This is a genomic window from Gulosibacter sediminis (assembly GCF_030011715.1).
GTDB classification, from domain to species: Bacteria; Actinomycetota; Actinomycetes; order Actinomycetales; family Microbacteriaceae; genus Gulosibacter; species Gulosibacter sediminis.
In genome coordinates this window covers 67,514-81,614 of the sequence record NZ_JASCYH010000004.1, presented here as the reverse complement: position 1 = coordinate 81,614, position 14,101 = coordinate 67,514, and the positions used below count along the sequence as shown (strand labels likewise).

General features: G+C 67.3%; 11 protein-coding genes. 6 read left to right on the top strand and 5 right to left on the bottom strand.

All coding sequences use genetic code 11. The features are described 5' to 3' along the window. Positions 1-109: 109 nt before the first annotated feature. Positions 110-1,459 (bottom strand): UDP-glucose dehydrogenase family protein, encoded by a 1,350-nt coding sequence (locus QM019_RS03155; RefSeq protein ID WP_282851830.1) that lies wholly within the window; start codon positions 1,457-1,459, stop codon positions 110-112. Positions 1,460-1,517: 58 nt separating this feature from the next. Beyond that, positions 1,518-2,675 (bottom strand): glycosyltransferase family 4 protein, encoded by a 1,158-nt coding sequence (locus QM019_RS03150; RefSeq protein ID WP_282851829.1) that lies wholly within the window; start codon positions 2,673-2,675, stop codon positions 1,518-1,520. A gap of 53 nt (positions 2,676-2,728) precedes the next feature. On the opposite strand from QM019_RS03150, the gene QM019_RS03145 reads away from it, so the two are divergent. Further along, positions 2,729-3,631, top strand: coding sequence for an NAD-dependent epimerase/dehydratase family protein (locus tag QM019_RS03145; protein ID WP_282851828.1), 903 nt, complete (start codon positions 2,729-2,731; stop codon positions 3,629-3,631). Here the strand turns inward: QM019_RS03145 and QM019_RS03140 are convergent. Together QM019_RS03140 and QM019_RS03135 are read right to left on the bottom strand one after the other, a co-directional pair. After that, on the bottom strand, positions 3,621-4,637 hold the full coding sequence (locus QM019_RS03140; RefSeq protein WP_282851827.1) for a lysylphosphatidylglycerol synthase transmembrane domain-containing protein: 1,017 nt from the start codon (positions 4,635-4,637) through the stop codon (positions 3,621-3,623). The two genes, QM019_RS03145 and QM019_RS03140, sit on opposite strands and share 11 nt — an antisense overlap. 20 nt (positions 4,638-4,657) lie before the next feature. Further along, the gene (locus QM019_RS03135) at positions 4,658-5,773 is read right to left on the bottom strand and encodes a glycosyltransferase family 2 protein (RefSeq protein WP_282851826.1); all 1,116 of its coding nucleotides are present in this window, start codon (positions 5,771-5,773) and stop codon (positions 4,658-4,660) included. Between the two features lie 167 nt (positions 5,774-5,940). Here QM019_RS03135 and QM019_RS03130 point away from each other — a divergent pair, with 167 nt between their 5' ends. Then, a complete protein-coding gene (locus tag QM019_RS03130) occupies positions 5,941-6,894 on the top strand; it encodes a glycosyltransferase (RefSeq protein ID WP_282851825.1) in 954 nt (317 codons plus the stop codon). A 58-nt stretch (positions 6,895-6,952) separates the two neighbouring features. After that, entirely contained in the window at positions 6,953-8,911 is a 1,959-nt protein-coding gene (locus tag QM019_RS03125) for an acyltransferase family protein (protein ID WP_282851824.1), read from the top strand. Here QM019_RS03125 and QM019_RS03120 read toward each other — a convergent pair whose 3' ends face one another. Then, positions 8,912-10,987 (bottom strand): glycosyltransferase, encoded by a 2,076-nt coding sequence (locus tag QM019_RS03120; RefSeq protein ID WP_282851823.1) that lies wholly within the window; start codon positions 10,985-10,987, stop codon positions 8,912-8,914. A gap of 119 nt (positions 10,988-11,106) precedes the next feature. On the opposite strand from QM019_RS03120, the gene rfbB reads away from it, so the two are divergent. From rfbB to QM019_RS03105, 3 genes are read left to right on the top strand one after another with little or no spacing between them, the layout of a single operon-like run. Further along, positions 11,107-12,102 carry a dTDP-glucose 4,6-dehydratase gene (gene rfbB / locus QM019_RS03115; protein ID WP_282851822.1) on the top strand — a complete coding sequence of 332 codons (996 nt, stop codon included), beginning with the start codon at positions 11,107-11,109 and terminating at the stop codon, positions 12,100-12,102. Further along, the gene (gene rfbD / locus QM019_RS03110; protein ID WP_282825248.1) at positions 12,099-12,956 is read left to right on the top strand and encodes a dTDP-4-dehydrorhamnose reductase; all 858 of its coding nucleotides are present in this window, start codon (positions 12,099-12,101) and stop codon (positions 12,954-12,956) included. Before rfbB ends, rfbD begins: the two co-directional genes overlap by 4 nt. Continuing rightward, positions 12,950-14,089 (top strand): glycosyltransferase family 4 protein, encoded by a 1,140-nt coding sequence (locus QM019_RS03105; RefSeq protein WP_282825250.1) that lies wholly within the window; start codon positions 12,950-12,952, stop codon positions 14,087-14,089. The genes rfbD and QM019_RS03105 overlap by 7 nt, the downstream gene beginning before the upstream one ends. Positions 14,090-14,101: the final 12 nt, after the last annotated feature.

Below are 14,101 nucleotides of genomic sequence, written 5' to 3'. Positions count from 1 at the left end.
AGGTCTCTCTCTACTTCAGACGTCGAACGGCCGGCCGGAAGACAAAATTGCCTTCGGCCCTCGCGCCGCGACTAACACCACAGTTCGCTACCCCGCGGCTCCGCGCAACCTAGCGGCCCATCGCGATGTACTCGAAGCCCGCATCCCGCCAGCGCTGCGGGGCGAGACAGTTGCGCCCGTCCACGACGACACGTCGGCGCACCTGCGGTGCCACGGTCGACGGGTCGAGGTCGCGGTAGTCCGACCACTCGGTGAGTACGGCGACCGCATCGGCGTCCGCCACCGCGGCCTCGATCGTGTCGACAAAGTCGAGGTCGGCCGCGAAGCGCGCGACCACGGGCCCCGCCTTCGGGTCGGTCACCCGCACTGTCGCACCGGCGTCGCGCAGCTGGCGCGCGATGTCGACGGCGGGCGAGTCACGAATGTCGTCACTGTCGGGTTTGAACGCCGCGCCGAGCACCGCGATGGTCTTGCCAGCGACGTCACCCCCGAGTGCATCCGCGAGCTTGCTGACGGCTCGGCTTCGCTGACGTTGGTTGACCGCATCGACGTCGTGCAGGAAGTCGAGAGTCCTGGGCAGACCGAGCTCATCCACCCGCGCCTGGAACGCGCGAATATCCTTCGGTAGGCAACCCCCACCGAAGCCGACACCTGCCCGTAGGAACTTCTTTCCGATGCGGTCGTCATAGCCGATCGCCTCAGCGAGCGTGGTGACGTTGCCTCCAGTGGCATCGCAGATCTCAGCCATGGCATTGATGAACGAGATCTTCGTCGCGAGGAACGAGTTCGCCGCAACCTTGACGAGTTCGGCGGTCGCGTAGTCGGTGACGACCTTTGGCGTCTCCGTCCAGTCGGTGTCGTTGTACGTCTCGCCGGAAAGAATCTGGCCGTAGACCTCGTCGAGGAGCGCTTCCGCGCGCGCGGCCCCATCCGTGTCGGCTGGCAGGCCGTACACGATGCGGTCGGGCCGCAGGGTGTCGTCCACGGCGAAGCCCTCGCGCAGGAACTCGGGGTTCCATGCGACGATCGCGCCCTTCGCCGCGAACTTCTCGGCGAGGCGGGCCGCGGTGCCGACAGGCACCGTCGACTTACCAGCGATGAGCGACGCGGTCGTCGGCTGCTCGGGCAGCACCGCGAGCAGCGAATCGGTGGCCGCGTCGACGTACTTCAGGTCGGCCCCGTTGCCATCCGCGCGCTGCGGCGTGCCGACACCGATGAAGTGCACGGCGGCGTCGGCCGCGTCGGCAAAGTTGGTCGAGAACTTCAGCCGACCCGAGTCGACGTTGCGCGAGAGCAACGCGTCGAAAGCCGGCTCGTAGAACGGCGCCTTGCCCTGCGACAGCAGCTCGACCTTGTTCGCGTCGGTGTCGATGCCGACAACGTCGTGCCCGAGCTCCGCCATGCTTGCGGCGTGCACCGCGCCGAGGTAGCCGCATCCGATCACAGAAATTTTCGTCACCCGCTAAGGGTACGGGATGCGGGGATTTCCGCGCGCTGTGCGCGCGGGCTTCACCCTCTCAACTACGCGCGCTGGCCACGATCTCCCGAATGATCGCCCGGTAGCGCTCGCCGATCGCTTCCTTGCTGTACCGAGTGCGTGCCGTGGTTGCTGCGGCCGATCCGAGCTCTGACCGTGCCTCGGGCGAAGTGGCCAATCGTCGCAGCGCCTGCACTAACCCCCCGCGATCACCAGGCGCTACGAGCAGTCCATTGGCTTCGTGGTCGATCGCCTCCGAAATGCCAGGAATGTCGGAGGCCACGATGGCGCAGCCCGAGCCCATCGCCTCAAGCAGCGCAACCGGCAGGCCGTCCTGGTCGCCGCTGCTCGACGGTACGGAGGGAAACACCGCAACGTCCGCTCGCGCGTACGCTTCACGTAGCTCCTCGCGGCCCTTAGTGCCCACAAATCGGACGCCGTCGGGCGCGTCACTTTCAAGAGTCTCCCGCAGCGGCCCATCGCCAATGACGGTAAGGTCCCAGTCGACACCGGACAATTCCCGCAACGCGTCGAGGAGGACGCCGAGGCCCTTCTTCTCTACGAGGCGCCCGACGAACAGCAGTCTGGTCCGACCGTCAGTGTGCACCTTTCGGGGCCGGACCGTCGAGAGATCGGCGCCCATGGGCAGCACCTCCACGGCGGCGGGATCCGCGCCCAACTCGATCACTCGCTGCCTCATGTCGGCGTTCATCACCGTTACCCGCGCAGCACCTCGAAGTACCCAGCGCTTCAGCATCCGAACCGGAGCGGCGTTGAGCGCGTAAAGATCGCCGCCCAACGTCGTCACGAGACGGGGCGTCTTCGGTGCGACGAGCGCGGCAACGATGCCCTGCGGCACGATCCAGTGGGCATGAATGACGTCGGGTTTGCCGGACCGAACGGATTTCAGCGTCGTCAACGCCTCGGCGACAAAGAACGGCAGCACTTGCAACCAGCGACTCTTTCGATTGCGAAGGTTTTCGATGATCGCCCCATCGGCGAGGTCTTCCCACCGACGAGGAAAGTATGCGAACCGGCGAACTCGGAAACCGTTGCTTTGCTCGGATCGCGGGGCCCCTTTGACCCGCGGCACGACCACCAGCGTGTCGGACTCCTGAGCTTCCTCCCCCGCGAGGTCGGCAACGAATTCCGGGGTGCCATCGCCTCGCTGTGCAGGGAACGTAGATGCAAGGACCAAGAGCCGGGGTCGAGCCAAGACGTGTATCTCCCTAGAGGATAAGGTGGTTCACTATGTCGCCAGTATTCCACAGCCTCCCCCGGGCCGATCTCGCAGTGATCGGGGCGACGGGCTTCATCGGGTCAGCGCTCGTCCGCGAAGCCAAGGCCAAGAGGCGCGAGGTTGCCGAGTTTTCGAGTCGCCACCCAGCCGTAGCGGACGGTAAATTGCGAGCTGAGATCAGAGACGCCTCGCACGTCGTATGGTCCGCTTCGCTCATCACCCCTGCCGTGGCGAATGAAGACCCCAACGCGGTCGCCGCCGAATTCCAGGTCTTTGACGAGCTCGTGTCCGCGCTCGAGCGCGAGGCGAACCAACCTCGCCTTGTCCTGCTCTCGTCGGGTGGCACGGTCTATGGGGGCGGCGACGTACCCTACGCGGAATCGACCCGACCACAGCCAGTCAACGCATACGGCGAAGCGCGGCTTGCGCTCGAACAGCGCCTGCACGACAGTAGTCTGCCCGGCTTTATCTTGCGGCTCGCGAACGCCTACGGCCCTGGACAGAAGGCCATCCGTGGGCAGGGCGTCATCGGCCATTGGCTGCAAGCCGTCTACGAGGGAAGCCCCCTCACGATCTTTGGCGACGGGTCATCGGCCCGCGACTACGTGTACATCGACGACATTGTCCAGGCAATCATGCGCGCCGCGGATTCAGACCTCTATGTTGCTGGCGCAGACACCCACGTCGTCAATATCGGATCCGGCCGGGCGACAACGCTTTCGGACCTCGCGAACCTCTTGCGAGCAGTCGTTGGTAAAGATGTGGAGATCGACTACCGCCCACAGCGAGGGTTCGACGCCAGCGTCAACTGGCTCGACATCTCGCTCGCGAAAGATCTCCTGACGTGGGAACCGCAAACACGACTCGTGGATGGCCTCGCGCACGCGTGGGAGTGGTTTCGGGCTACTCGCTGACGGGCGAATCGTCGGCGACTTTTTCGCCCCGCGTTGGTGTCGAAATCGCCAAGGAACAAACGCCGAGCACAATATCGCCGAGCGTCGACAGCACCCGAGCCATCAGGACAACGACGATGACCGCGCCGGGTTCGAGCGAGCCAGCCAGCATCGCCGCGAGCACGAGTTCCCGAGCACCGAGGCCGGCGGGCATGAAGAAGATCAAGAACCCAACAGCCCAGGAAAGCGAATATCCGCCCGCAGCCAAGAGATAGGTGCTGAGGTTCGCGTCCATCCCCAGATCGACGCAGATCCACCACACGATGAGGCCAGCCAATGCCCAGCTGACGATACCCCAACCGGCCGAGGTGCCGATCCCCTTCGCCGAGAGTTCGCCTGCCAGTGGCGGCCGCTTGGTGACTTTGAGCGCGAACGCAACCAAGCGGTTGAGGACCGGTGGAAGCAGCATGACTATGACAACGGGAACGAGCACGAACAGCCAAGCAGCCTGCGCCACCGGGAATCCGCCTGAAAACACCAGCCCGGGAATCGCAAAGATCGCCGCGGTGACCAGCGAGACCATGACGGAGATCACCATCGCGGAGAGCGAGCGAGCGCGGGGAATGCGGTGTGCTGTGCCCATCTGCACTACCGCGAGGTAGTTCCATACGCCGCCCGGCACGTACTTACCCAGTTGTGACACGAAGAACAGCTTGGACGCATCTTTGAGCGTGAGCCGACTTCCCATGTCCACGAGAATTGCCCGCCAGGACAGCATCGTGACGAACACGAACAGTGTTGCCATTAGGAGCCCCGCGACGACCGTCCACCACGACAGTTGCGAGATCGCCTCGACGATTTCTGACCACTGCGACGCCACCGCCCACACTGCGCCAGCAAGGGCGATCGCGACAAACACAAACTTTGCCACCGGTGAGCTCAGTGCCGCCAATACCTTGGCAAACGCGCCCTTCGCGCCACTCTGACTGGGTTCTGAAGCCGGCTCAGCGCTGTCGCCGCTCAGCATCGGGGATCCGGGTTCCGTCACTAGCGGTGGTCCTGGCGATCCTGCCGTGCGCGCTCGTGGTCGAGGTGCTCGCGGTTCAGGTGCGGCTGGACGATCTGCTGGATCGCGTCGGTGCGCGGGAAGCGCTGCACCTCTTCGACGCCGGCAGTGTCGTCGGGCAGGTCGATGACCGTGTACTGCGTGCCCGCAACGTGCGGGCCGCCGAGCTGCACGCGCTTGACGCGTTCGAGCACGTCCTCGAGGAGCACACGGTTCGTGCGCTGGAGGTCGGCAATCACCAACAACACATAGGACATGAACGCGGCGAGCAGCATGACCGCACCGAAGAGCAGCGATTGCACGTGGCCGCCCGCAGTGCCCATGATCATGAGGATGAGGAAGCGCACGAACGGAATCAGGCCGAGGACGAGCATGACCGTGCCGATCGTGCCGAGCACGACGTGCGGCTTGAACATGAGGAACGAGCGCGTGATCGCCGTGCCCGACTTGAACATGTGCTGCCAGATGTTCTTGAACAGGCGCGATTCGCGCGTCTTCTCGTTCGTCTCGACCGGCACCGAGGCGATGCGCAGGCGCTTGTTGCCGGCCTGAATGATCGTCTCCATGCAGTAGCTGAACTGCGTCACGACGTTGAGGCGGAACAGCGAGTTGCGCGAGTAGGCGCGGAAGCCCGACGCCGCATCCGGCAGTTGCGTGCCCGCGGCAAGGTTGACGACGTCCGAGCCGACCTTCTGCATCTGCTTCTTGAACGCCGAGAAGTGCGCGATCTTCGCCGTCTGGCGGTCGGCGATGGCTATGTCGGCCTCGCCCGCCATGACCGGCGCGAGTAGATCGGGGATGCGGTTCTGCGGGTACTGGTTGTCGCCGTCGGTGTTCACAACGATGTCGGCACCGTGCGAGAGCGCGTAGTCGACGCCGTCGCTGAACGAGCGCGCGAGGCCCATGTTGCGGGCATGCAGCACGAAGTGCTCGACGCCGAGCTCGCGGGCCACCTCAACGGTGCGGTCGGTCGAGCCGTCGTCGATCACGAGAATGACGACCTCGTCGACCCCCGGAATCTCGCGCGGGATCGAGTTGATCACGAGCGGGAGGGTCTCCTCCTCATTGAGGCAAGGAATCTGAACAAAGACGCGCATAAAAAGAGTTTCCTGACACAGGCCAAGCGAACAAGTACTCCCAAATGGTAGCCGCCCACTGGGCAAACGCTCAGGCGACGCCGCGGTGGGGCGGCCGGGCGATCTTCAAGCCGGCTCGCATACGATCGACTCCGCTGTCCCGTACTCCCCCGCCACTCGAGAGTTTTATGACCCAATCGACATTGCCGCGCATCCTCGTGCTGCTGACGACGCACAACGGTGCGGCGTTCCTCGAGGAGCAGCTCGACTCCGTGCTGTCGCAGCGCGGAGTCGACGTCGACGTGCTCGTGTCGGACGATGCCTCGACCGACGGCACCGGTAAGATTCTCGCGCGCTACGCCGCGGCAGCCGGGGGTCGGGTGCGCGTGCTCGAGCCGGGCGTGTTCGGCTCGGCCACCGCCAACTTCTTTCGCATCATGCGCGACGCCGACGTCGCCGGCTACGACGCGGTCGGCTTTTGCGACCAGGACGACGTCTGGGTGCCGGGCAAGCTCGAGCGCCACTTCAACGTGCTCGCGCTGCCAAACGGACTCGACGGACGCGGGGCGTACTGGGCCGTCTCGTCGAACGTCACCGCGTTCACCGCGGCGGGCGAGCGGCAGCTCGTGGTCAAGAACCAGCTGCAGCGCAGCGCCGACTACATGTTCGAGTCGGCCGGCCCGGGGTCGACGTTTCTGCTGCGACCCGAGGCGTTCGCTCTCGTACAGCGTCGACTCCTGGCGCCCGACAGCGTCGCCGACGCGACCGCAGCGCACGACTGGCTCGCCTATGCGCTCGTGCGCGCCTCCGGCGGCCGCTGGTTTATCGACGGCGAATCGTCGGTCGAGTACCGCCAGCACGGCAAGAACGCGCTCGGCGCGAACGAGGGGCTGAGCCAGTACGTGCGTCGGTTTCGCTCGATCGCGAACGGGCAGTTTCGCCGCAACGCGCTCGGCATCGTCGAAGCGTGCCTCGAGGTCGCGTCGCCCGCCGAGCGCGGTCGGCTCGAGTGGATGCGCGTGCGGCTCGAGCGGCTGAACTACCTCGACCGGCTGCGCCTCGCGCGCCGCGTCTCGGAGTTTCGGCGCCGCCGACGCGACCAACTCGCCCTCGCCGGCACGCTCGTGCTCGGGCTGTTCTAACCGAGAACGCTTGTCGATGGGCGATAGTAACGCCCCCGCTTGGTTAGCCTAGAAGCTTATGGCTGCCAAATGGATCCCCGAAGTCCAGGGTGTGCGCACGCTCGCACTCGCCCTGGTCGCGGCGTATCACATCTGGTTCGGCAAGGTCTCGGGTGGCGTCGACGTCTTCCTCTTTATCTCGGCGTTTCTGCTCACGCGCTCGATGATCGGGGCGGCCGAGCGGGGCGCAGCGCCCCGCCCGCTCCCGACCATCCTGCGGCGCTTCGCCCGGTTGCTGCCGCTCACGCTGACGGCAGCGCTGCTCATCACCGCCGCGTCGCTGCTCTGGCTGCCGACGTCCGAGTCGCCGATGATTCTCACGCAGGGCTTCGCGTCGTCGACGTACTGGCAGAACATTTACCTGCAGCAGCAGCAGATCGACTATTTCGCGGTCGACCGGAGTACCGCGTCCCCCTTCCAGCACTACTGGTCGCTCGCAGTGCAGGGGCAGGTGTTCGTCATCTGGCCGCTGCTGTTCGCGCTGCTCTGGTTTGTGGCGAAGATGACGAAGCTCGACACGCGCAAGGTTGCGCTCGGCGGCTTCGGGCTCGTGCTCGTGCTCGGCTTCGCGTACTCGGTGCGCTACACCGAGGTCGACCAGCAGGCCGCCTACTTCAGCATGTTCGCGCGGGTGTGGGAGTTCGCGGCCGGTGCCGTGCTCGCGCTTGTGCTGCCGTGGATTCGGCTGCCGGGCGTCGCAAAGGCGGTGCTCGGGTGGGCCGGCGTGGCCGGCATCGTGCTCTGCGGCTGGGTGCTGCCTGTCGAGGCCTCGTTCCCCGGCTGGGCCGCGCTTTGGCCGATTCTCTCGGCAAGCTTCGTTGTCGTGTCGGCGGGCGCGCCGCGCTATGGGGCGGGGCTGCTGCTCAACAACTCGCTGATGCAGCGGGCCGCGGGCTACAGCTTCGCGCTCTATCTGACGCACTGGCCGGTGCTCGTGATCTACCTGTTTGTCGCACGCACCGACTCGGTGTCGTTCCTCGAGGGCGCCGGCCTGCTCGGTATTTCGGCTGCGCTCGCGTGGGCGCTCACGAAGCTCGTTGAGCTGCCGATCGCCGAGTTTCTCGCGGGGCGCCAGGCGCCGAAGCGGATGCGCGGGCTCAGCGCGCTCGCTCGTGCCGGCGTCGTCGTGGTCGCCCTGCCGGCCGTGACGCTCGCAACGCTGGGTGTCGGCCAGGGCATCCTCTCGGCACGGATGCACGAAGCCCGCGTTGAGGCGCTCGCCGTGCCCGCCGATTCGTACGGCGCGAGCGCGCTCGACCTCGATGGGCCTCCGCAGTGGCCGAGCGAGCTGGTCGTGCGCGAGGACCTCGTGCAGCTACCGAGCTGCTCACGCGAGACGCTCGCGAGCATCGACGACGATCTCGAGCAGTACTGCTCTGGCGACGAGAATGCCGACACGTGGGTCGTCGGCAATTCGCAGGCGCAGCAGTCGATTCCGCTCATCGACGGGCCGGTGCGGGCGTACATCCTATTCTCATGCCAGTTTGGCGGCGAGGGCGTGCAACCCGACGTCGAGGACGAGTGCAACGCGTTCTGGCAGAACATGACCGCCCAGATTCTCGAGGACAAGCCAAAGACCGTGCTCGTCATGGCGACGCGTTCGTATGAGGACGACCGCGAGACGGAGCTGCCGGGGATCACCGACTGGATCAAGCGGCTCACCGACGAAGGCGTCCACGTCATCGCGGTGCGCGATGCGCCGCGCACGACGTTGAACCCGTTCATGTGCACCGAACAGTGGGGCGTCGACGCCGAGCGCTGCAGCTTCACGACGAGCCTCGCCGAGCCGAACATCGACCTGCAGACACGCGTCGAGGCCGCGGGCGGCGAGTACATCGACCGCAACAATCTCATCTGCCCCGACGGCCAGTGCGCGCCGGTGCGCGGCGACATCTACGTCTTCATGGACTCGAGTCACGTCACCGCGACGTACTTGCGCACCGTCACCGCGGCCCTCGCCCGCAACCCCGCCGCCTAGCTAGTGGGTCAGGGCGTCGAGGTGGATGCTCGCGCAGCGGCGCCAGGTGAAGGTCGCGGCGCGCTCGGCACCGGCGGTCGAGAGCGCGGCTCGCACCGGCGCATCCGCGAGTAATTCGCCCAACGCCGCGGCGATCGAAGCGGCGGTCGGCTCGCAGTACTTCACCGCGTCGCCGCCGACCTCGGGCAACGCCGAGAGCTTCGTCGTGATCACGGGCGCGCCCGACGCCATCGCCTCGAGCACGGGCAGGCCAAAGCCCTCGGCGATCGAGGCGTAGACGAATGCGTCCGCGCCGCCAAGCAGCACGCGCAGTTGCTCGAGCGGCAGGTAGCCGAGCTCCCGGATGCGCGAGCTCGCGTCGGCCTTCGCGGCGTCGAGTTTCGCGGCGGCGTCGGCGTCCCAACCGCGCTGCCCCGAGATGAGCAGCGGCGGCGCGTCGGGCAGCGAGGCGTGCGCCGAGATGAGCTCGCCGACGCGTTTGCGCGGTTCGATCGTTCCAAGGAACGCGACCCAGCGCTCGACGCCGTATTCGGCGCGGAACGCGGCCAGCTCGGCCTCGCTTGGGCGGTGAAATACCTCAAGGTTCACGCCGTGGTGCGCGACGATGATCTCGCGCCGGGGCTCGCCCGCGTACCGCACAACCTCGGCGGCGGTCGCGGCGCTCGGTGCGATGAGCTGCACGTCGGCGCGCACGCCACGCTTGATCCACTCGATGAAGAAGCGTCGTTTCAGCGACGAGTGCGCCTCGGGGTCCGAGAAGAAGGTTGCGTCGTGCACGGTGACGAGCCGGCGGATGCCCCGCGCTGACAGCGGGAAGGTGTAGTGCGGCGACAGCAGCGCCGTGCCGCCGAGCGCGCGCACGACGCGCGGCAGGCGCGTCTGCTCCCACACGAACCGCAGGCCCCGCTTGCCGACCCACTCCGGCACGGCCTGGATGCCCGCAGCCGCGTCGAGGGCGCGGAAGTGCTCGACGTGCTCGGGCTTGACGAGGTACGTGCGCGCCACGCTCTGCCCGGTCGCGTCAAGTTCGGCGAGCCCCGTCGCGAGGCCCTCGAGGTAGCGCCCCACTCCCCCGAGCTGCGGCGGCAGCGAGGTGAAGTCGAGCACGAGGTGGTCGCTGGCGGGAGCAGCAGCCGGGGCCCGCACCGAGCGCAGCGCCGCCTTCGCCGATGCCCCGGCGGTGCGCACGAGCGCCCGCAGCTTCATGTCGAATGGCCCGTTGCGCAGCGCACAGCGCAACCGGTTACGTCGGTTCCAACGCACGAAGTTCGCCGACTCGGTGCCCGACGAGCCCGCGTGGGCGTGCACCGAAACGGCGCCTGAAACGTAGGCCACGCGCCAGCCAGCCTTGCGCAGCCGCCACGAAAGATCGGTGTCTTCGTAGTACATGAAGTAGCCCTCGTCGAAGCCGCCGAGCGGCGCGACGGCCGACGCCCGCAGCATCGTGGCCCCGCCATGAAGGCCGAACACGGCCGGGGAATACTCGGTGCTCACTGGTTGCAGCCAACCGCGATCGAGGCCGTTGCCCGACTTCGTCACTTGATTGCCGGTCGAGTTGAGCAGTTCCTCGCCCGCCTCACCCTCGCGCGCATCCCGCCATTCGACCCCGTCGTGCCCGACGAGCACGCGCTCGCCCGGTTCGAAGCCCGCCTCCGAGACCCGCACGAAGCGCCCCGCGAGCCGCACCTGCGCGGTCGCGGCGCCGACGCGCGGGTCGCCCTCGAGTGCATCCGCGAGCGCCGCGATGAAGCCGGGCTGGTACACGGCATCCTGGTTGCAGATCACATAGGCGTCGGCCGGGTACGCGGCCATCGCGCGGTTCGCGGCCGTGCCGTAACCGAGGTTGTCGCCGAGCTCGAAGACCTCGGCCTCGGGCACACCGGCACAGATGCGCGCGACCGAGTCGTCGCCCGAGTGATTGTCGGCCGCGACCACCTGTAATTGGCGCGCGTCGCCGTCGCGGGTGACCCCGGCATCCTGCTCGACGAGCGACGCGAGCGCGGCGACGGTCTCATCGCCGCCGTTCCAGCTCACGACGATGGCGACGATCTTGCCCACAGCTTCGGCACTCTTCACACTTCAACGCTACCGATTCAACATGGTTTTCGGCATCGTGCCGGTAGGCTATGTGCTGTTTCTGCGCGCTGCGCGGAGTGTGGCAGGCTCGCTGCCACACGCTCATAGGGAGGACTGCAATGAAACTGCTCGTCACCGGCGGGGCCGGCTTCATCGGCTCGAACTTCGTTCGCCGCGCGCTGCGCGACGAACTCCCCGGCGTCGAGGGCGCCGAGATCGTCGTGCTCGACTCGCTCACCTACTCGGGTGTGCGCGAGAACCTCGACCCGATCGCCGACTCGCCCCGCTACACCTTCATCGAGGGTGACATTCGCGACGCCGCGCTGCTCGACGAGATCTTCCCGACCATCGACGGCGTCGTGCACTTCGCCGCCGAGTCACACGTCGACCGCTCGGTGCGCGACGCCGCGATCTTCGTCGAGACGAACGTGCTCGGCACGCAGCGACTGCTCGACGCGGCCCTGAAGCACGGCACGAAGCGCTTCGTGCACGTGTCGACCGATGAGGTCTACGGCTCGATCGAAGAGGGCGAGTGGACCGAAGAGTTCCCACTCGAGCCGAACTCGCCGTACTCGGCGTCGAAGGCAGGCAGCGACCTACTCGTGCGCTCGTACTTCCGCACCCACGGCCTGAACGCATCGATCACCCGCTGCTCGAACAACTACGGCCCGTACCACTTCCCCGAAAAGCTCATCCCGCTGTTCGTCACGAACCTCATGGACGACCGCCACGTGCCGCTCTACGGCACCGGTGAGAACGTGCGGGACTGGCTCCACGTTGACGACCACTGCCGCGGTATCGCGCTCGTGTTCGCGAACGGTCGCGCCGGCGAGGTCTACAACATCGGTGGCGGCACGCAGCTGACCAACGTCGAGATCACCGAGAAGATCCTCGAGCTCATGGGCAAGGACGACTCGTACGTCGACCACGTCGAGGACCGCAAGGGGCACGACCTGCGCTACTGCGTCGACATCTCGAAGATTGAGAACGAGCTCGGCTACGAGCCGCTGGTGCCGTTCGAGCAGGGCCTCGCCGAGGTTGTGCAGTGGTACCGCGACAACCGCGCCTGGTGGGAGCCGCTGAAGGAGCGCGCCGCCTTGGAGGCGCAGAAGTGACTCGGTACCTCATCACCGGCGCGGCGGGGATGCTCGGGCAAGACCTGCAGCGCGCACTCGCTGGCCGCGAGGTCACGGCGCTGACACGGCAAGATCTCGACGTCACCGACGCCGACGCCGTGCGCAGCGCGGTCGCCGGCCACGACGTCGTCATCAACGCCGCCGCGTACACCGCGGTCGACAACGCCGAGGCCGATGAGGACGCCGCGTACGCGATCAACGCGACCGCCGTCGAGCACCTCGCGAAGGCAGCGGCCGAGGCCGGCGCGAAGCTCGTGCACTTCTCGACCGACTACGTGTTTCAGGGCAACGCCCAGGCTCCGTACGCCGAGAACGAGCAGCGCGACCCGCTCAACGCCTATGGCCGCACCAAGGCCGCGGGCGAGGAGCTCGCGCTCGCCGCGCATCCGGAGGGCACGTTCATCGTGCGCACCGCCTGGCTCTACGGTGCCGGCGGCCCGAACTTCGCGAAGACCATGGTGAAGCTCGCCGAGAACAACCCCGAGATCACGGTCGTCAACGACCAGCTCGGGCAGCCGACCTACACGCGCGACCTCGCCGAACAGACGGTGAAGCTGCTCGACGCGCAGGCGCCGGCCGGCATCTACCACGGCACGAACTCGGGCGAGACGACCTGGTTCGGCTTCGCCCGCGAGATCTTCCACCTGGCTGGCCACGACTCGGAGCGCGTCAAGCCGACCGACTCGGCCGCCTTCGTGCGCCCTGCGGCACGCCCCGCCTACTCGGTGCTCGGTCACGACGCGTGGCGCGCCGCGGGCATCGAACCGATGCGCAACTGGCGCGACGCCCTCGAGGCGGCCGCTGAGGATGGAGTGCTCACGTCCACATGGTGACGCTGAAGTTTCTGCTCGACCAGCTCGTCGCGCCCGTGCCCGGAGGCATCGGGCGGTACGCCGAGAACCTCGCCCGCGAGGTGATTTCGCGTGCCCCAGCGGGCTGCGAGGTTGAGGGCATCATCACCCCGCCGAAGGGCGAGGGTGCGCCCACGGTCGAGCAGATCGAAGAGCGCTTCCCCGGCCTCGCACACCTCGAGGTCACCAAGCTGAGCCGCTCCACGCTCGCGCAGTCCTGGTCGCGCGGCCTGCTCACGGGCGCGATCGGCGGCGGGCTCATCCACGCGCCGAGCCTGTTCGCGCCGCTGCAGCCGCTCGGTAGCGATGGCGGCGTGCAGACCGTCGTGACGGTGCACGACACCGTGCCGTGGACGCATCCCGAGACCCTCACGACGAACGGCGTGCGGTGGCACAAGCGCCAGCTCAAGCGCGCCTGGCAGCACGCGGCCGCAATCGTCACGCCGACGCACGCGGTCGCCGAGCAGGTCGCCGAGCTCTACAACTTCGGCGACCGCCTGCGGGTGATTCCGGGCGCGCCGTCGCGCGACGTGCACCTGCCCGAGAACCCCGACGAGGTCGCCGAGCGACTCGGCCTGCCCGACACGTACATCCTCGCCGTCGGCACGCTCGAACCCCGCAAGGGCCTGAACAAGCTCGTCGAGGCGCTCGCGAAGATTCCCGACGCCCAACTCGTGCACGCTGGCCCCGACGGCTGGGGCGACGTGAACTGGGACTCACTCTGCGCCGAGGCCGGCGTCGAGCGTTCGCGCGTGAAGACGCTCGGCTTTATCTCGAACACCGACCTCGCCGTGGCCTACGACCGTGCGACGGTGTTCTGCATGCCCTCGATCGACGAGGGCTTCGGTCTGCCGATCCTTGAGGCGTTCCGCGCCGGCACGGCGGTGGTGCACACCGACGTTCCGGCGCTCATGGAGGTCGCCGGCGGCGCCGGCATCCACGTGCCCCTCGTCGAGGAATCGACCTTCGTCGAGCGCCTCGCGGTCGCGCTGAAGAACGTGCTCGGCGACGAGGAGCTCCGCCAGAGCCTCGTCACCGCGGGCCACGACCGCGTCCCGATCTACTCGTGGAGCTACTCGGCCGACCTCGTCTGGCGGTTGCACGCCGACCTCTAGGGCCGGCGCACT